This is a genomic window from Amaricoccus solimangrovi, from assembly GCF_006385685.1.
Taxonomy (GTDB): Bacteria; Pseudomonadota; Alphaproteobacteria; order Rhodobacterales; family Rhodobacteraceae; genus Amaricoccus; species Amaricoccus solimangrovi.
The window spans coordinates 42,812-60,980 of the sequence record NZ_VFRP01000002.1 but is presented as its reverse complement, the minus strand read 5'-3'; the positions used below and the strand labels follow the sequence as shown (position 1 = coordinate 60,980).

General features: G+C 71.3%; 18 protein-coding genes. 7 read left to right on the top strand and 11 right to left on the bottom strand.

Annotated elements, in window-relative coordinates; translation table 11 throughout:
* Window positions 1–50 precede the first annotated feature (50 nt).
* Window positions 51–509 carry a DNA polymerase III subunit chi gene (locus FJM51_RS02755; protein WP_140452587.1) on the bottom strand — a complete coding sequence of 153 codons (459 nt, stop codon included), beginning with the start codon at window positions 507–509 and terminating at the stop codon, window positions 51–53.
* A 3-nt stretch (window positions 510–512) separates the two neighbouring features.
* The gene (locus FJM51_RS02750; RefSeq protein WP_140452586.1) at window positions 513–1,988 is read right to left on the bottom strand and encodes a leucyl aminopeptidase; all 1,476 of its coding nucleotides are present in this window, start codon (window positions 1,986–1,988) and stop codon (window positions 513–515) included.
* 95 nt (window positions 1,989–2,083) lie between these two features.
* On the opposite strand from FJM51_RS02750, the gene FJM51_RS02745 reads away from it, so the two are divergent.
* The 6 genes from FJM51_RS02745 to rsmA are packed head-to-tail and all read left to right on the top strand — an operon-like array spanning window position 2,084 to window position 9,327.
* Entirely contained in the window at window positions 2,084–3,208 is a 1,125-nt protein-coding gene (locus tag FJM51_RS02745) for an LptF/LptG family permease (RefSeq protein ID WP_181164422.1), read from the top strand.
* Window positions 3,205–4,302: an LPS export ABC transporter permease LptG gene (gene lptG / locus FJM51_RS02740; RefSeq protein ID WP_140452584.1), complete on the top strand. Its 1,098-nt coding sequence runs from the start codon at window positions 3,205–3,207 to the stop codon at window positions 4,300–4,302. The genes FJM51_RS02745 and lptG overlap by 4 nt, the downstream gene beginning before the upstream one ends.
* Before the next feature lie 28 nt (window positions 4,303–4,330).
* A complete protein-coding gene (locus FJM51_RS02735; RefSeq protein WP_181164421.1) occupies window positions 4,331–6,532 on the top strand; it encodes an LPS-assembly protein LptD in 2,202 nt (733 codons plus the stop codon).
* Window positions 6,533–6,551: 19 nt separating this feature from the next.
* Entirely contained in the window at window positions 6,552–7,490 is a 939-nt protein-coding gene (locus FJM51_RS02730; RefSeq protein ID WP_140452582.1) for a peptidylprolyl isomerase, read from the top strand.
* On the top strand, window positions 7,487–8,479 hold the full coding sequence (pdxA, locus tag FJM51_RS02725) for a 4-hydroxythreonine-4-phosphate dehydrogenase PdxA (protein WP_140452581.1): 993 nt from the start codon (window positions 7,487–7,489) through the stop codon (window positions 8,477–8,479). Before FJM51_RS02730 ends, pdxA begins: the two co-directional genes overlap by 4 nt.
* The gene (rsmA, locus tag FJM51_RS02720; protein ID WP_140452580.1) at window positions 8,476–9,327 is read left to right on the top strand and encodes a 16S rRNA (adenine(1518)-N(6)/adenine(1519)-N(6))-dimethyltransferase RsmA; all 852 of its coding nucleotides are present in this window, start codon (window positions 8,476–8,478) and stop codon (window positions 9,325–9,327) included. The genes pdxA and rsmA overlap by 4 nt, the downstream gene beginning before the upstream one ends.
* Window positions 9,328–9,406: 79 nt before the next feature.
* On the opposite strand, the gene FJM51_RS02715 is transcribed toward rsmA, so the two are convergent.
* From FJM51_RS02715 to FJM51_RS02685, 7 genes are all read right to left on the bottom strand, one after another.
* Window positions 9,407–10,372 carry a DUF4167 domain-containing protein gene (locus FJM51_RS02715; protein WP_233712952.1) on the bottom strand — a complete coding sequence of 322 codons (966 nt, stop codon included), beginning with the start codon at window positions 10,370–10,372 and terminating at the stop codon, window positions 9,407–9,409.
* A gap of 190 nt (window positions 10,373–10,562) precedes the next feature.
* Entirely contained in the window at window positions 10,563–11,393 is an 831-nt protein-coding gene (prmC, locus tag FJM51_RS02710) for a peptide chain release factor N(5)-glutamine methyltransferase (protein ID WP_140452578.1), read from the bottom strand.
* Window positions 11,390–12,445, bottom strand: coding sequence for a peptide chain release factor 1 (gene prfA, locus FJM51_RS02705; RefSeq protein WP_140452577.1), 1,056 nt, complete (start codon window positions 12,443–12,445; stop codon window positions 11,390–11,392). The genes prmC and prfA overlap by 4 nt, the downstream gene beginning before the upstream one ends.
* 146 nt (window positions 12,446–12,591) lie before the next feature.
* Entirely contained in the window at window positions 12,592–13,737 is a 1,146-nt protein-coding gene (ispG, locus tag FJM51_RS02700; RefSeq protein WP_140452576.1) for a flavodoxin-dependent (E)-4-hydroxy-3-methylbut-2-enyl-diphosphate synthase, read from the bottom strand.
* A 79-nt stretch (window positions 13,738–13,816) separates the two neighbouring features.
* On the bottom strand, window positions 13,817–15,064 hold the full coding sequence (locus FJM51_RS02695) for a helix-turn-helix domain-containing protein (RefSeq protein WP_140452575.1): 1,248 nt from the start codon (window positions 15,062–15,064) through the stop codon (window positions 13,817–13,819).
* Window positions 15,065–15,283: 219 nt separating this feature from the next.
* Window positions 15,284–15,799, bottom strand: a complete 516-nt coding sequence (locus FJM51_RS02690) for a MarR family winged helix-turn-helix transcriptional regulator (RefSeq protein ID WP_140452574.1) — start codon at window positions 15,797–15,799, stop codon at window positions 15,284–15,286.
* A 75-nt stretch (window positions 15,800–15,874) separates the two neighbouring features.
* Window positions 15,875–16,135: an FAD assembly factor SdhE gene (locus tag FJM51_RS02685; RefSeq protein WP_140452573.1), complete on the bottom strand. Its 261-nt coding sequence runs from the start codon at window positions 16,133–16,135 to the stop codon at window positions 15,875–15,877.
* 138 nt (window positions 16,136–16,273) lie between these two features.
* On the opposite strand from FJM51_RS02685, the gene FJM51_RS02680 reads away from it, so the two are divergent.
* Window positions 16,274–17,476: a pyridoxal phosphate-dependent aminotransferase gene (locus FJM51_RS02680; protein ID WP_140452572.1), complete on the top strand. Its 1,203-nt coding sequence runs from the start codon at window positions 16,274–16,276 to the stop codon at window positions 17,474–17,476.
* A 46-nt stretch (window positions 17,477–17,522) separates the two neighbouring features.
* On the opposite strand, the gene FJM51_RS02675 is transcribed toward FJM51_RS02680, so the two are convergent.
* The gene (locus tag FJM51_RS02675) at window positions 17,523–17,867 is read right to left on the bottom strand and encodes a hypothetical protein (RefSeq protein WP_140452571.1); all 345 of its coding nucleotides are present in this window, start codon (window positions 17,865–17,867) and stop codon (window positions 17,523–17,525) included.
* Complete coding sequence (locus FJM51_RS23645; RefSeq protein ID WP_181164420.1) at window positions 17,868–18,035, bottom strand: hypothetical protein; 168 nt, start codon at window positions 18,033–18,035, stop codon at window positions 17,868–17,870.
* Window positions 18,036–18,169: the final 134 nt, after the last annotated feature.

The window sequence follows — 18,169 nt, the reverse complement described above, 5'->3', positions numbered from 1 at the left end:
CGCGCGCTTCGGCGGCCCGCCGGTGAATATGCATATGCTTATCCGCGGCGTCAGGTCGTCGCCTTCTGGGTCCAGCGGCCCTTTTCCTGCGCCCAGTACTTCGCCGGGATCCCCGCCTCGCGGACCGCGCGCCAGTCGCGCCGGGCGGCCTCGACGGCGGCGGGGTCGGCGCCGTCGAAGATCAGGCAGGCGCGGGTGAAGCCCGCGATCTCCGCCGCGCCGGCGCGCGCGCCGTCGACGAGCATCAGCACGTCGGCCCGGTTCGGATTCTCCGCGCCGAGCGTCAGATAGACCGGTTGGAGCGCCGCGTGCGGGCTTCGCGCGGTGCCATGCGGCAGGAAGGCGTCGTCGCGCCAGGTCCAGAGCCGCTCGTCGAGCGCGGCGAGCCCGGCCTCGGACCCGCAGCGCACCAGCGCGCGCCAGCCGCGCGCCAGCGTCTTCTCGAGCAGGTCCGGCAGGCTCTGTTCCAGCGACGAATGCGTCAGGTGGTAGAACAGCGCCTCCGCCATCGCTCAGTGCTCGTAGCGGTCCCGGATCAGCCGGTCGAGCGCGCGCACGCCCCAGCCGGTCGAGCCCTTCGGCGCGAAGTCGGTCTCCTTGTTCACATAGGCCACGCCCGCGATGTCGAGATGCGCCCAGGGCGTGCCCGGCACGATGAAGCGCTGCAGGAACTGCGCGGCGGTGACGGCGCCGGCGGGGCGGCCGCCCACGTTGGCGATGTCGGCGATCCGGCTCTTCAGCGCCTTGTCGTAGCCGGGGGCGAGCGGCATGCGCCAGGCCCCCTCGCCCTCGACCCCGGCGGCGGCGAGGAAGGCGCCGGCGAAGGCGTCGTCGTTCGAGAACACGCCCGCCTTCTCGTGGCCGAGCGCGATGATGATCGCCCCGGTCAGCGTCGCGAGGTTGATGACGCCGGTCGGCTTGAAGCGCTGCTGCGCGTACCAGAGCACGTCGGCGAGCACGAGCCGGCCCTCGGCGTCGGTATTGATGATCTCGATCGTGTCGCCCTTCATCGACTTCACGACGTCCCCGGGCCGGGTCGCCTTGCCGTCGGGCATGTTCTCGACGAGGCCGACGAGGCCCACGACATTGGCCTTCGCCTTGCGCGTCGCGAGCGTCTTCATCACGCCGGAGACGACGCCCGCGCCGCCCATGTCCATCGTCATCTCCTCCATGCCGGCGGAGGGCTTGATCGAGATGCCGCCGGTGTCGAAGACGACGCCCTTGCCGACGAGGGCGAAGGGCGCCTCGTCCTCGCCGCCCTTCCACTGCATGACGACGACCTTGGTCGGGCTCTCCGACCCCTGCCCGACCGCGAGCAGCGTGCGCATGCCGAGTTCCTCGAGCTCCGGCTCCTCCAGGACCTCGACCTCGACGCCGAGCTCGCGCAGTTCGGTCAGCCGGTTCGCGAATTCGGTGGTGGTGAGCACGTTCGCCGGTTCCCAGGTCAGGTCGCGGGTGAAGAACACGCCCGCGATCTGCGCGGCATAGGGCGCGAAGGCGGCCTCGACGGCGGCGGGATCCTTGACGTGGAAGGTGACCGCGCCGTTCGGCGCCGGCGCGTCCTCCTCGACCTTGCGGTACGTGTCGAAGGCATAGGCGCGCAGCCCGAGGCCGAGCGCGATCTCGGGCGCGGTCGCGAGCGGCCCGGCGAGCACATGCAGCGGAACGGAGGCGTTGAAGGCGGCGATCGCGGCGCCGGCGACGCGCGCCTCGGCCTGCGTGGCCTTTTTCGGCAGTTTCACCACCAGCAGGGATTCGGCCGCGAGCCCGGCCGGGAAGGCCAGCGCATGGGCCGAGCCGGTCTTGGCCTTGCCGAAGGCCGCGCCGGCGATCAGCCGGGAGACCGCGCCCTTCGCGAGCCGGTCCACCTTGCGCGCGAGCGGCGGAAGCGTTCCGGTCTCGTCGGCGAATATGACCATCCGGCCGTCGATCTTCGCGATATCGGCCTGATCGACATCGACGAAAGCGGTTTGCAGTGGCGTGGTCACGGCGGTCTCCGTAAGCTGCGGTCTCGAAACGCAAGGACTAGCGGCTTTCCCCGGGCTTGACCAGCCGAGGGCCGCGCGCCGGGAACGAGGATCCCTTGAAGCGACTGGACAGCTATATCCTGGCCCAACTCCTCGGGGCGCTCGGATTCTTCGTGCTCGTCTTCACCGGCGTCGTCTGGCTCACCCAGGCGGTCCGGCTGATCGACACGGTGATCGCGAGCGGCCAGGGCGCGGCGATCTTTCTCACCTTCTCGGCGCTGGTGATGCCGCAGGTGCTCGTGATCGTGCTGCCGCTCTCGGCGATCGGGGCGGCGCTCTATGCGATCAACCGGCTCTATGGCGAGAGCGAGCTCGTGGTGATGATGGCCGCGGGGCTCGGCCCGCTCGGCCTCATCCGGCCGGTGGCGATCTTCGGCGCGATCATGGGCGCGGCGATGGCCGCCGTGCTGCTCTTCCTCGTGCCCGCCGCCGGGACCGCGCTCGCCGACCGCACCCAGGCGATCCGCTCCGACCTCGCGCAGGCGCTGATCGTCGAGCGGCAGTTCATCCATCCGATGCCGGGCATCACCCTCTTCATCTCCGACACCAGCCGGCAGGGCGAGATGGCGGGGATCTTCCTCAACGACCAGCGCGAATTCGCCCGGCCCGTGACCTATTCCGCCGAGCACGCGATCCTCGTGCGCGAGGGGATGGAGGCGCGGCTCGTGATGCGCGACGGGGTCGCGATCACGCTCGACGCGCGCAGCCAGCAGATCAACACCGTGAAATTCGACCAGTTCGTCTTCGACCTCAGCGACCTGCTGAGGGAGCAGAGCACGCGGATCCCGCGGCCTTCCGAATACTGGGTGCTCGACCTGCTCCGGCCGAGCGCGGAGATGCTCGCCTCCGGGCGCTACAGCGCCGGCGATTTCGTCGCGGAAGGGCATTACAAGCTCACCCTGCCGATCCTCGCGGTGATCTATCCGCTGATCGCGCTCGTCACCATCCTCGCGGGCGGCTACCGGCGCAGCGGGTTCGGCCGGCGGGTGATCGTCGCGGTCGGCGTGGCGCTGATCCTGCAGATCCTGACCTTCGCGACGCGCTCGCAGGTGCAGGAGCGGCCGATGGCCTGGCCGCTCATGTATCTGCCGATCCTGCTCGGCTTCGCCTATGTCGCGATCCTGACGCGGCGGCTGTCGCGGCCGCGGCGCCGCTCGCGCCGGGCGGAGGCGCCGGCATGACGCTCTGGCGCTACGTCCTTCGCCGCTTCCTGCGCGCGATCCTCGCGGTCTTCCTGATCATCGCGATCCTGATCCTGCTCTTCGGCGCGGTCGAGAACCTGCGCCGCTTCACCGACGCGGGCGCCTCGGCCGGCGACGTGATGCGGATCACGCTGCTCGAGGCGCCGGAGACGCTCTACCAGGTGTTCCCGCTGGTGCTGATGCTCGGCAGCCTGCTGACCTTCCTCGGCCTCGCGCGGACGAGCGAGCTCGTCGTGATGCGCGCCGCCGGGATCTCGGCGCTGCGCCTGATCCGGGTGCCGATCGCCGCGGCCGTGGTGATCGGCATCGTCTTCGTCGCGGCGGTCAATCCCTTCGTCGCCGCGACGATCAAGCGCGGCCTCGTGCTCGAGGACGATTTCCGGGCCGGCGGCGGCAGCCAGATCTCCTTCTCCGCCGATGGCGTCTGGCTGCGCCAGGCGGACGAGCCGGGCGGCCAGACGGTGATCCAGGCGGCGCGCACCAACGCGGACGGCACGATCCTGAGCCGGGTCCGGATGTACCGGTTCGACGGCGAGGGCACGATCTATTCGCGCATCGACGCGCTCGCCGCGCGGCTCGTCCCCGGGCAATGGGTGCTCGAACAGGCGACGCGCTGGGACAAGGACGCCGACGGCCGCTTCGACCGGGTGGTGACGGGGGAGCGGATCGTGCTGCCCTCCACGCTGACCTCGGCGCAGATCCTCGACAGTTTCTCGCCGCCGGAGGTGGTGGGATTCTGGCATCTCGGCACCTTCATCGCGACGATGGAGGAATCGGGTTTCTCGGGGCTGCGCCACCGGCTCTTCCTGCAGAGCGAACTCGCGAAACCCGCGCTCTTCGCGGCGATGGTGCTGATCGGGGCGGCCTTCGCGCTCAGGCCGGCGCGGTTCGGACAGACGGGGATCATGATCCTGCTCGCCGTGCTCGCGGGCTTCGCGCTCTACTTCCTGAAGAACTTCGCGGAATCGCTCGGCGCGGACGGGCAGATCCCGATCCTCGCCGCCGCCTGGACGCCCCCGATCGCGGCGATCCTGCTGTCGCTGGGCTTGCTGTTGCACCTCGAAGATGGCTAAGCAGGCGGCGAGGCAGCGGGGACGGCGCGTGAGGCGAGGCGGATCAATCTTTGCGCTGGCGCTGACGCTGCTCGGGCTCGGCGCCTCCGGAGCGGGGGCGCAGGACGGGAGGGCGTCGGACGGGGGCGCGCCGGACGACCTGCCCGCGACGCTGATCGCCGACAGCGTCAGCTACGACCGCGAGACCAGGCGGCTGACCGCGACCGGCGATGTCGAGGTGCTCTATCAGGGCCGGGTGCTCCGGGCGCGGGCGATCACCTATGACCAGGCGGCGGACCGGATCGAGGCGACGGGTCCGATCTCGCTCACCGATCCCGCGACCGGCGTGCTGCTCGCGGGCGGGGCGGCGCTGACCCCCGATCTCAGGGACGGGCTGATCGAGAGCGCGCAGGTCCTGATCGGCGAGAAGCTCCAGATCGCCGCGGCCGAGGCGCGCCGCAGCGAGGGGCGGTTCACGACGCTCTACCGCACGGTGGCGAGTTCCTGCGAGATCTGCGCCGGGAGCCACACGCCGACCTGGTCGATCCGCGCCTCGCGCGTCACGCGCGACGAGGTGGCCCAGCGGATCTATTTCGAGAATGCGACGCTGCAGCTCCTCGGCTGGCCGGTCGCCTGGCTGCCCCGGATGAGCGTGCCCGATCCCGGCGTCAACCGCGCGAGCGGGGTGCTGGTGCCGATGGCGCAGCATTCCAACATCTACGGTTTCGGCGTGAAGGTGCCCTATTTCCGGGTGCTCGGCCCCACGTCGGACGCGACGCTGACGCCGTTCCTGACCACCACGGGCGCGAAGCTTCTCGAGGGGGAGTACCGGCGGCGCTTCGACAGCGGCGGGTTCGACTTCAACGGCGTCTTCGCGCTCGACGACGGGCTGGACGGCGAGTTCGGCCGCGGCGCCGCCTTCGCGACCGGGGCCTTCGCGCTGCCCGACTTCGGGCTCGGCGCCGGCTTCACCACCGATTTCAACCTCGCGGTGGCGAGCGACGACGCCTTCCTGCAGCAGTTCGACTATTCCGACGCCGACCTGCTCACGAGTTACGCGCGGATCACGCGCACGCGGACGAGCGACTATTTCGAGCTCGGCTCCGTCGCCTTCCAGAGCCTGCGCGAGGATCAGGCGAGCACGACGCTGCCGATCGTGCCGCTCGATTTCGTCTATCGCGAGCTCCTCGCGCCGCGCGGCCTCGGCGGCCAGCTCGCGCTCGAGGCGCAGGGGCTCGGGATCCTGCGCGCGGACGGGCAGGACACGCTCCGCCTCGGCGGAGACGTCGACTGGCGCCGGGGCTGGACCCTGCCATGGGGGATCCTCGCGAGCGCGGGCGCGCTCGGCGATTTCGACGTCTACCGGGTCTGGGACGACCCGACGCTGCCCGATTCCGCCGTCGTCCGGGCCGAGCCCAACGTCAATGTCGAGCTGCGCTGGCCCTTCGCGCGCGCGGTCGCGACGCCGGCGGGCGTGGTGAGCCATGTGATCGAGCCGATCGCGCAGGTGATCTATTCCGACACGATCGGCGAGTCGGACGTGCCCAACAACGACTCGACCCTCGTCGAATTCGACACGACCAACCTCTTCTCGATCGACCGCTTCCCCGGCGAGGACCGGGTCGAGACCGGGCTCCGCGCGAACCTCGGCATCGGCTATACCCGCTACGACCCCGCGGGCTGGTCGCTCGGCGCGACGGTCGGCCAGGTGATCCGCGCCGAGCCGGACGACGAATTCTACGAGAGCACCGGGCTCGCCGGGAAATGGTCCGACGTGGTCGCGGCGCTCCGGCTCGACATCGGCGAGGCGCTGAGCCTCGTGGACCGGGCGCTGTTCGACACCGACCTGACCTTCAGCCGCAACGAATTCACCATGGCCTATGTCGGCGCGACCGCGGGGGTCCGCGCCTCCTACGTCTTTCTCGCCGAGAGCGACAATCCCTATTACGGCCCGCAGCCGGAGACGAACGAATTCGGGATCGACGCGCGCTACCGCGTGCTGCCGAACTGGGAGGTGCGCGGGCTCTGGCGCTACGACGTGACCGCGCGCGACAACCTGCGCGCGGGCGGCGGCGTCATCTATGGCAACGACTGCGCGCAGTTCGACCTTTCGGTCTCGCGCCGCTACACGTCATCCACTAATGTGCCGCCCTCCACCTCGATCGGCTTCAGCGTGCGGCTCGCCGGACTCGGAGGGGGGAGCGAAGGCGATTGGCCGGCGGCGCGCGTCTGCGCCGCGCAGCCGAGTTGAATGACCCCGGGAGGGTGACGTGCGGTTCAAAGGGACGATATTCGCGGCGATGCTGATCGGCGCCGGGCTGGGCCTCAGCGGGGGGGCGCGGGCCGCGGACAATCCCTACGCGCCCGCGCTGACGGTCAACGAGGGCGTCATCACCAATTACGACATCGAGCAGCGCATGCGCCTGCTCGACGCGCTCGGCGCGACCGGGGATCTGCGGAAGCTCGCGATCGAGCAGCTGACCGAGGACCGCGTCAAGGTGCAGGCCGCGAAGGCGATGGGGATCGAGCTTCGCGAGGGCGCGATCGACAACGGCCTCGACGAATTCGCGCGCCAGCGCGGGCTGAAGCCCGAGGACGTGACCCAGGTTCTCGACGCGCGCCAGATCGACCGGCAGACGATGAACGACTTCGTCGAATCCGGGCTGATGTGGCGCGAGGTTCTGGTGCAGCGCTTCCGCTCGCGCGCCTCCCCGAGCGAGGAGGAGATCGACCAGGCGCTGGCGCTCCAGGCGCGGCAGCCGAAGGAGATGGTGACGCTCGCGGAGCTCGCCATTCCCTTCGCCGAGCGGGGCGAGCCGGAAACCCTCGCCCTCGCCGACCGGCTCTACCGCCAGCTCTCCCGCGGCGGGGATTTCGGCGCCGCCGCGCGGGAATACAGCCGCTCGGCGACCGCGCCCGAGGGCGGAAGGCTGCCGGCGATGGAGATCGACCAGGTGCCGCCCGCCGTCCGCAACCAGGTGGCGCTGATGCGCCCCGGCCAGGTCACCCGGCCGACGCCGGTGGCGGGCGGGCTCGCGCTCATCAAGCTCATCTCCGTCCATGACGCGCCGCCGGGGCCGCCGCCCGATCCGAAGGATCCGGAGGTGCGCGACGCCGTGCGCCAGAAGCTCTTCTCCGACCGGATCAACAGCTTCGGCCAGGGCTTCCTGCAGGAACTGCTCAGCGACGCGCTGATCTCCCGGCGATGATCCCCCCGATCGCACTGACGCAGGGCGATCCGGCCGGGATCGGACCCGAGATCGCGCTCAAGGCCTGGACCCGCCTCGCGGGCGAGGTCGCCTTCTTCGTGCTCGGCGACGCCGACCACATGACCGAGGTCGGCCGCGGCCTCGGCGTGCCGGTCCGCCCGATCGCGGATCCCGCCGAGGCGGGCGCGCGGATGGCCGAGGGGCTGCCGGTGCTGCCCCATCCGATGCCGCGCCCGACCCCGCCGGGCCGGCCCGATCCCGCGAACGCCCCGGCGGTGGTCGAGATCATCGCCCGCGCCGTCGCGCTCGCCCGATCCGGCGCCGCGCTCGCGGTCTGCACCAATCCGATCAACAAGAAGGCGCTCCAGGACGGCGCGGGCTTCGCCTTCCCCGGCCATACCGAGTTTCTCGCGAGCCTCTGCGGCGCGCCGCTGCCGGTGATGATGCTGGCCGCGCCCGCGCTCCGCGTCGTGCCGGTGACGATCCACATCCCGATCGCCGAGGTGCCGCGCGCGCTGACCGCCGATCTGCTGGAGCGGACGCTGCGGGTGACCTGGGACGGGCTGCGGCGCGATTTCGGCGTCGCGCGCCCCCGGATCGCCGTCGCCGGGCTCAACCCCCACGCGGGCGAGGGCGGGGCGATGGGCCGCGAGGAGATCGCGCTGATCACCCCGGTGCTCGACCGGCTCCGCGCCGAGGGAATGGATCTGTCCGGGCCACGCTCGGCCGACACGCTCTTTCACGCCGCGGCGCGGGCGAATTACGACGTGGCGGTCTGCATGTATCACGACCAGGCGCTGATCCCCCTGAAGACGCTCGATTTCGACGGGGGCGTGAATGTGACGCTCGGCCTCGATTTCGTCCGGAGCTCGCCCGACCACGGCACCGCCTACGACATCGCAGGCCAGAACCGCGCCAATCCGTCGAGCCTGATCGCCGCGCTCCGCCTCGCGCGCGAGATGGGGCTGGCGCGGGCGCGCGCGGCATGACCGGCGGGCTCGACGCGCTGCCGCCGCTGCGCGAGGTGATCGCCGCGCACGGGCTCTCGGCGCGCAAGGCGCTGGGGCAGAACTTCCTGCTCGACCTGAACCTCACCGGCAAGATCGCGCGCCAGGCGGGCGATCTCCCGGCCTGCGACGTGCTCGAGATCGGGCCGGGGCCGGGCGGGCTCACCCGCGCGCTGCTCGCGGAGGGGGCGCGCCACGTCGTGGCGGTGGAGCGCGATCCGCGCTGCCTGCCCGCGCTCGCGGAGATCGCCGCCGCCTGCCCCGGCCGGCTCACCGTGCTCGCGGGCGACGCGCTCGCGATCGATCCGGGCGCGCATCTGACGCCGCCGGTCCGGATCGTCGCCAACCTTCCCTACAACGTCGGGACCGAGCTTCTGGTGCGCTGGCTGACGCCCGCGGTCTGGCCGCCGTTCTGGCAGAGCCTCACGCTCATGTTCCAGCGCGAGGTGGCCGAGCGCATCGTCGCGGCGCCGGGATCGAAAGCCTACGGGCGGCTCTCGATCCTCGCGCAGTGGCGGACGGTGCCCCGGATCACCTTCGACCTGCCGCCGCGCGCCTTCACGCCGCCGCCGAAGGTCACGAGCGCGGTGGTGCATCTCGCGCGGCTCGAAGAGCCGCGGTTCCCGGCCGACGCGGCGACGCTCAGCCGCGTCGTGGCGCTCGCCTTCGGGCAGCGGCGCAAGATGCTGCGCGCGAGCCTGAAGCCGCTCGGGCCCGATGTGGAGGATCTGCTGCTTTCGGTGGGCATCCCGCCGACCGAACGCGCCGAGCAGGTATCGCTCGAAGCCTTCTGCGCGCTGGCGCGCGCCGTCGCCGCCGCCGGACGCTGACGCCGGACGCTGACGCCGGAACGGGAAACGCCGCCGGATCGCTCCGGCGGCGTCTCGATTCCGCGACCGTGGCCCGCGGCTACATCTGCTCGGCGGGCTGCGCCTCGGGCGCGTCGTCCGAGGGGGCGGGGGTCTCGGCCTCGGCGGCGGCCTTCGACTTCCGGCTCGGCTTCTCCTCGCCTTCCGCCTTCGGCTTGCGCCGGGTGCGGGGCCGCTTCGCCGGCGCGGCCTCGGCCGCGGGTTCCGCGGCCGGCTGTCCGGCCGGCGCCGCGTCCGCGGGCGCGGCGGCCTCGGCCGGGGCGACCGGTTCGGGCTCCGCGGCGGGTTCCGGCCGGGCCGGCGCCTCGGCGGCGGGAGCGGGCTTCGCCTCCTCCCCCTGGCCCGTCTCGGCGGAGGGCGCGCCCTGTCCGGCGCGGGACGGCGAGGCGTCGCGCGGATCGCCGCCGATGCCCTCGGGCTGCTGGTAGTCGGCCGCCGGCGCGCTCAGACGCGGCTGCGGGTCGCCGTTCTCGGGGGTCGGGATCGGCCCGAACTCCGCCTCTTCCGGCTCGAACGTCTGCAGGCCGAAGCCCGACACCGGGCGCGGCTGCCGCGGGGGCTGCCCGCCGCCCTGGCGCTGATCGCCCTGGCGCTGGTCGCGCTGCTGGCGCTCGCCACCGCCCTCGCCGCCCGAGGCCTGCTGCGCGCGTTCGGACCCCTGGTCCTCGCCGCGCTGCTGCGATCCCTCGTCGCGATCCTGGCCGTAGCGCTGCTCGTTCTGCTGGCGCTGCGCCTCGCCGAGGAGGCGGGAATAGTGCTCGGAATGCTGCAGGTAGTTCTCGGCCACGACGCGGTCGCCCGACACCTGCGCGTCACGCGCCAGCGCCTGATACTTGTCGATGATCTGCTGCGGCGTCCCGCGCACCTTGCCGTCGGGTCCCGCGCTTTCGAAGACGCGGTTCACGATGTTGCCCATCGGGCGGCGCTGGTTGTTCTGGCCATTGTTTCCAGGCTTGTTCCTGGATCGCGACTTGTTCGAAGATCTCATGCTCTGGAATTCCGCCATTTTCGGCTTCTCTACGGGCTCCGCGCGACACCGCGCGAAGCGGCGAACGCCGGACACCGATTGGTCATCATGTCACCAAATCCCCGCCGCGGTTCCGGGAGGCTAGTCCGACACACACAGTCGACGGGATCCTGGCCAGTCTATACGGGCGCGTTTCCAAATGACAAGCGGAAATGCCCGATTTCCGCTTCTACCCGATCGTCAGCACCCGCTCCCTGCCGTCGAGATCGCGGGCGAAGCCCAGATCGCGGAAGCCCCGGGCGCGGAAGAGCGCGGCGATCGCCGCTCCCTGCCCCGCGCCGAATTCGAGCAGCGCCCTTCCTTCGGGCGCGAGCAGCCGCGGCAGGTCGGCCGCGATCCGTTCATAGGCCTCGAGCCCGCTCGGCCCGGCGCTGAGCGCCGCGCGCGGCTCCCACTCCCGGACCTCGGGCGCGAGGGCGGAGACATCCGCCTCCGGTATATAGGGCGGGTTCGAGACGATTACATCGAAGGGGCCCGAAATTCCCGCGGCCCAGTCGGTCCGGTGGAAGGCGGCGCGCTCGGCGACGCCGTGGCGCGCCGCGTTCTCGCGCGCGACCCGGAGCGCCGCCTCGCTGAGATCGGTGCCGATCCCGGTCGCGTCACGCCATTCGGCGAGCAGCGTGACGAGCAGGATCCCCGATCCGGCGCCGAGATCGAGCAGATGCCGCCCCGGCCGCCCTTCGAGCGCGCGCGCGATCAGCGTCTCGGTCTCCGGCCGGGGGTCGAGCACGTCGCGGGTCACGCGGAACTCGCGGCCCCAGAAGGCGCGGCGGCCGAGGATCTGGGAGACCGGCCGGCGCAGCGCCCGTTCCGCGAGGAGCGCGTCGAAGCGATCCGCCGCCGCCGCGGGCACGGGATCGCCCAGCACCAGCGTCAGCCGGTCGGAGGCGACACCGAGCGCCTCGGCGAGCAGGAGGCGCGCGTCGCGCGCGGGATCGGCGACGCCCGCGGCCGCGAGCCGCGCGACCGCCCCGGCCAGAAGCGCCCGCGCCCCGCTCACGCGTCGAGCTCGGCGAGGCGGCTCGCCTGGTCGGCGGCGATCAGCGCGGCGATCACCTCGTCGAGGTCGCCCTGCATCACCTGGTCAAGCTTGTAGAGCGTGAGGCCGATCCGGTGGTCGGTCAGCCGCCCCTGCGGGAAGTTGTAGGTCCGGATCCGCTCCGACCGGTCGCCGGAGCCGACCTGGCCGCGCCGGCTCGCGGCGCGGGCCGCGTCGAGCTTCTGGCGCTCCAGGTCGTAGAGGCGCGCGCGCAGCACCTGCATCGCCCGCGCGCGGTTCTGATGCTGCGACTTCTCCGAGCTCGTCACCACGATGCCGGTGGGCAGGTGGGTGATCCGCACGGCGGAATCGGTCGTGTTCACATGCTGGCCGCCGGCGCCGGAGGCGCGCATCGTGTCGATCCGGATGTCCGCGGCCGGAATGTCGATGTCGACCTCCTCCGCCTCCGGCAGCACGGCGACGGTGGCGGCGGAGGTGTGGATGCGCCCGCCGCTCTCGGTCACCGGCACGCGCTGCACGCGGTGGACGCCGGATTCGAACTTCAGCTGCGAGAAGACGCCGGGGCCCGAGACCTCGGCCACGAGCTCCCTGACTCCGCCGAGCTCGGTCGGCGTCTCCTCCACCACGTCGAAGCGCCAGCCGCGCGCCTCCGCGAGGCGCTGGTACATGCGGGCGAGATCGGAGGCGAAGAGCGCGGCCTCGTCGCCGCCGGTGCCGGCGCGGATCTCGAGGATCGCGGAACGGTCGTCGGCCGCGTCGCGCGGCAGCAGCGCGAGGCGCATCGCATGCTCGGCCTCGGGGAGCGCCGCCCGGATCCGCGCGAGTTCCTCCTCGGCCAGCGCCTTCATCTCGGGATCGGCGAGCATCCGCTCCGCCTCCTCGCGGTCCGCGAGCAGGCCCCGATAGGCCTCGATCCCGGCCACCACCGGCCGGAGCGCCGCGTATTCGCGCGAGAGCGGCGCGAGTTCCGCCGGCGCGGCCCCCTCGGCGAGCTTGGCCTCGAGAAATTCGAAGCGGGCGCGGATCTGGTCGAGTTTGTCGAGCGGGATCATGTCACATCGGTCCTGTCCGGCGCGTCCTGCGCGAGACCGGGGGAATGCGCAAGGGGAAACGGGCGCGGGAGGGGGTGGCGGACCGAGGTCCGCCCTACGGCGTCGCGTGAGGAATGCGCCTCATCACCCTGAAAGAGTAGGGCAGATTATTCCGCCGCCTGCCCCGCCGCCTCGGCCTCGGCGGCGCGTTCGGCCTCGATCTCGGCGGCGCGCTTCTCGACGAGTTCGACGATGTGATCGACCATGCCCTCGTTGCCGAGCTTGTGGTGCTGACGGCCCGCCATGTAGACCATGCCCGAACCCGCGCCACCGCCGGTGAAGCCGAGGTCGGTCATCAGGGCCTCGCCGGGGCCGTTCACCACGCAGCCGATGATCGAGAGCGACATCGGCGTCTTGATGTGTTCGAGCCGCTTTTCAAGCACTTCCACCGTCTTGATCACGTCGAACCCCTGCCGCGCGCAGGAGGGGCAGGAGATGATGTTGACGCCGCGATGCCGCAGGCCGAGCGACTTCAGGATCTCGAACCCGACCTTCACCTCCTCGACCGGATCGGCCGAGAGCGAGACGCGGAGCGTGTCGCCGATCCCCATCCAGAGGAGGTTGCCGAGCCCGATCGCGGATTTGACCGTGCCCGACATGAGCCCGCCCGCCTCGGTGATGCCGAGATGGATCGGCGCGTCGGTCGCCTCCGCGAGGCCCTGATAGGCGGCGGCGGCGAGGAAGACGTCCGAGGCCTTCACGCTGATCTTGAATTCGTGGAAGTCGTTGTCCTCGAGGATCCGGATATGGTCGAGCCCGCTCTCGATCATCGCCTCCGGACAGGGTTCGCCGTATTTCTCGAGCAGATGCCGCTCGAGGCTGCCGGCGTTCACGCCGATCCGCATCGAGCAGCCGTGGTCGCGCGCGGCCTTGATCACCTCGCGCACGCGCTCGGGGCTGCCGATGTTGCCGGGGTTGATCCGGAGGCAGGCGGCGCCCGCCTCGGCGGCCTCGATACCGCGGCGGTAGTGGAAATGGATGTCGGCGACGATCGGCACCGGGCTCTCGCGCACGATCTCGCGGAGCGCGCGGGAGGAGTCCTCGTCCGGCACCGAGACGCGGACGATGTCCGCGCCCGCCTCGGCGCAGCGCAGCACCTGCTCGACGGTCGCCTTGACGTCGTGGGTCAGCGTGTTGGTCATCGTCTGCACGCTGATCGGCGCGCCGCCGCCGACCGGAACGGGTCCGACATGGATGCGGCGCGATTGGCGCCGCTCGATATTGCGCCAGGGGCGGATGTGATTCTGCGTCATGGGGTCCGGGTCCGTGATCCGGTCCGGAACATAGGCCGACGGCGGCCGGAAGTCACCCCGGCCCCGCCGGGGCCGCGCCTCACTGGATCGCGACCGTCGGCACGAGGGCGGTATCCGTGTCGAGGCTCTGGGAAACCACCTCGGGCACCTGCTCGACGACCGGATAGAGTTCCGTGAGCGCGGAGGCGACCAGCGGCACGTCGCGCGCGGCGCGGGTTCCGCTGCCGAGGGGGCCCCGCAGCGTGTCGCCGACGCGCACATAGACCGATCCCGAATTGCCGGCCCAGATCTTCGGATCCGTCAGCCCCTCGGGCGGGGAATAGGACTCGCCCTTCTCCAGGATCCGCTCGAAGACGATCGTGCCGCTTGCGAGATAGACGCGGATCCAGGCGGCGCGTTCGGCGACGATGGTGAGCTTCTCGCCTGGTCCGGCGACGGCTGGCGTCGCCGCCGCTCCCGAGCCCGCGACATTGGCCGCGACGGCGGCGGCGATGAGCGCGGCGGTGTCGCCCGGTTCGGCGGCGGCGATCCCGGCGGGGACCGCCGCGGGCGCCATCGCGGCGACGGTATCGAGCACGGGCGGCCCGGCCCGTTCGGGCACCGGGCCGCGGCTCTCGGGATCGATCGCGGCGATCGGCCCGTCGCGCGGTGTCAGGATCGGCACCGAGGCCTCCTGGTCGCGGTAGAGATCGGCGAGCGCGGTCGCGGTCACGGGGCGCGCGAGATCGCCGGGATCGGGTTCCGCCCCCGCGCTCGCGGCCGGCGCGGCGAGATCATCGACCTCCGCGACCGCGACCGGCGATTCCTCGACCGGCGCGAACTGCACGCGCTGGATGTTGCGCACCACGGTCCAGCCGCCGTAGCCGAGCCCGCCGACGAGCGCGGCGAGCGCGAGCACCGAGCCGATGGCCGAGAGCGGCGGAAGCGGAAGCGCGAACCCCGCGCCCCGCCGCGGCGCCAGCGGGAAGTCCGGGCGGAAGGCGCCGATCACCGGGGCCTTGCCGGCGCGGCCGGCCTTCGGGACCGCGCCGAAGGTCGCCGCGGAAAAGCCGAGCTGGGCGCAGAAGAGGCGGTAGACCTGTTCCGGTTCGAGGCCGAGATAGCGCGCGTAGGAGCGGACATAGCCCGGGATCACGCCGCGGTTCGCGAAGGCGTCGAGATCCATCTCCTCGATCGCGGCGATATGGGCGGCCTTGACGCGGAGATCGCGCTGCACATCGAGCAGCGAGCGGCCGAGCGTCACCCGCTCGCCTCTGAGCAGATCGCCCACCGGGTAATCGAAACCCTCGGGCACCCCTTCGACGGGGTCCTTCATCGTCGTCGTCATGGATCCGCCTCAAGACCCCGAAATCACACTCTTCCGCCTGCTCGACGATTGCGAATCAATGCCCGCGGCTCGCCTTCTTTTTTCAAATAGATACCATCTTTCTAGGCGCTTGGGCAGCGTCGCGCACAAGCGCGTCCGGAAGGGTGGCAGAAAAGGCGCGCTTCCCGCCGGGGCGGCGCGCCGCCTCCGCCGCGCGGAACGCCGCGCGGCCCGCGCGGCTCAGTAGATGTAGCGGATCTGATCGCTCCAGTAGCGTTCCATCCGCCTCAGGCTCGTGTTCATCTCCGGCAGGCGCGCGCCGCCCAGCACGTCGCGGCTCAGGATCCCGTCGGCGTGGCGCTGGAAGAGCTGGGCGATGATCTCGCGGATCGCCCGGCCCTTCTCGGTCAGCCGCACCCGGACCGCGCGCCGGTCGACGCCGCATTTCTGGTGATGCATGTAGCCGTATTCGACGAGCTTCTTGAGATTGTAGGAGACGTTCGAGCCCTGGTAGTAGCCGCGCGTCTTCAGTTCGCCCGCCGTCACCTCGTTGTCGCCGATGTTGAAGAGCAGCAGCGCCTGGACCGAATTGATGTCGATCACGCCGAGGCGTTCGAACTCGTCCTTGACCACGTCGAGCAGCAGGCGGTGCAGACGCTCCACGAGGGCGAGCGTCTCGAGATAGGAGGCGAGGAAGCCCGGGTCCCCGTTCGGCGCCGCCGTCCCGGCCGCGGCCATCCTTGCCTGAACACTCATGCTGTCTCTCCGCTGTCACCTGATGCGAAGAAACTCCGGCAATTTCTTGTACAAGGCGTTAACGCCCGCGCGCCCTCAGCCGAGGCCGTGGAAGGCGCGGATCTCGCGCAGCGCGGCGAGATGGCCTTCCGGCAAACCCTCTCCCCGGCTGACCCAGAGATAGAGGTCCTGGTCGTTCTCCTCGAGCAGCGCCTCGTAGCGGTCGAGCGCCTCGGGGGCGAGGCCGCCGAGCCGGGCGTCGGCGTAGGGGCCGAGGATCAGGTCCATCTCCTTGGTGCCGCGGCGCCAGCTCCGCATCCTGAGGCGCCGCAGCCGGTTCTCGCCCGTTTCCGTCATGTCTTCCTCCAGAACGACCGCCGCCGGGCATAGCGCGCGCCGCCGCCCGCGCCAAGGCCGCGCCCGCTTTCGCCCTTGCGAAACGGAGAGGCGCGGCACTAGATCGGCGCCGGACCCGCGAACGACCGGAGCATCCCCATGTCCTTCCTTTCCTCGGCGCTCGGGCGGATCAAGCCCTCGGCGACCATCGCCATTTCGACCCAGGCGCGCGAGCTGAAAGACGCCGGCCGCGACATCATCAGCCTCTCCGCGGGCGAGCCGGATTTCGTGACGCCCGACAACATCCGCGCCGCGGCCAAGGCCGCGATCGACCGGGGCGAGACGCGCTATACCTCGCCCGAGGGGATCATCGAACTGCGCCGCGCGATCTGCGCGAAGTTCGGGGCCGAGAACAATCTCGACTACGCGCCCGATCAGGTCGTGGTCTCGACCGGCGGCAAGCAGGTGCTCTACAACGCGCTGATGGCCACGGTGAACCCCGGCGACGAGGTGATCGTGCCCGCGCCCTACTGGGTGAGCTATCCCGACATGGTGATGCTCGCCGGCGGCACGCCGGTGATCGTCGTGGGCGAGATGGCGACCGGCTACAAGATCACGCCCGAGGCGCTCGAGGCGGCGATCACGCCCCGGACCAAGTGGTTCATCTTCAACTCGCCCTCGAACCCGACCGGCGCGGGCTATTCGCGCGACGAGCTCAAGGGGCTGACCGACGTGCTGACGCGGCACCCGCATGTCTGGGTCATGTCCGACGACATGTACGAGCACATCAGCTACGCGCCCTTCGAGTTCTGTACTCCGGCCGAGGTCGAGCCCGCCCTCCACGAGCGCACGCTGACGGTGAACGGCGTCTCCAAGGCCTATGCGATGACGGGCTGGCGCATCGGCTACGCCGCCGGGCCGAAGCCGCTCATCAGGGCGATGGTGACGATCCAGAGCCAGTCGACCTCGAACGCCTGCTCGATCAGCCAGTGGGCCGCGGTCGAGGCGCTGGAGGGGCCGCAGGACTACATCTCGACCTCGCGCGAGGCCTTCCGGCGGCGGCGCGACCTCGTGGTCGGTCTGCTGAACGAATGCCCCGGCATCGTCTGCCCGACGCCCGAGGGCGCCTTCTACGTCTATCCCTCGATCGCGGGCGTGATCGGGAAGAAGACGCCGGCTGGCAAGGTGATCGCAACCGACGCGGATTTCGCGAGCGCGCTTCTCGACGCGGAGGGGGTCGCGGTCGTCTTCGGCGCGGCCTTCGGCCTCAGCCCGAACTTCCGGATCAGCTACGCCGCCTCCGACGAGGAACTGACGGAAGCCTGCGGCCGGATCCGCCGCTTCTGCGAATCGCTCGTCTGAGCGCCTCCGCCGGCCCGGGCGACGGGCCGGCGCGGCGCGCCCCGCCTCAGTTCGCGGGCGGGGCGGCGGGTTCGGGTGTCTCGGGAGCGTCGTCGCCGGTGACCGCGTCGGTCACGTCGCGGGCCACGTCGCCGATCGCCTTCGCCGCGTCGTCCGCTGTCTCGCCGAGCGTCCCGAGCCCCTGCCCGACGCCTTCCTTCGCCGCCCCGGCCGCGTCCCTCACCGCCTCGCCCGCCGAGGTCGCGGCGTCGCCGGCGGAAGTCGCGGCGTCGCGCGTGGCCTCCGGCCCCGCCGGAGCGGCCGCGGGCTCCTCCTGATGGGCGCGGATGTAGTAGAAGCCGAGCGCGGCGATCACGACGAAGAGGATGACGGTGGCACGTCCCATTGGCATTCACTTTCCTGAAGTCACTCCGGCGTCCGGGTCCTGGCCCGGCGGCGGCCACGAGGCAAGGTCCGAACTGTCGCATGCCGGTTCCGGGTCGTCCCGCCGCGCGCGGCGCCGGGCGAATCGGGTCAGGGCCAGCGCGAGAAAGACGAAAAGGATCAGAAGATGGGTCACCGCCGCCTCCGGCCGGCCCGCGCGCCGATTCAAAATCGGCGCGGAAACGGGCAGGCATCTTCACTTATTGCTCAACTTGCACTATCTTGACCGAGGAACCGGGGCGCTGCTCCGGTTTTTTATCAGAGCAACGA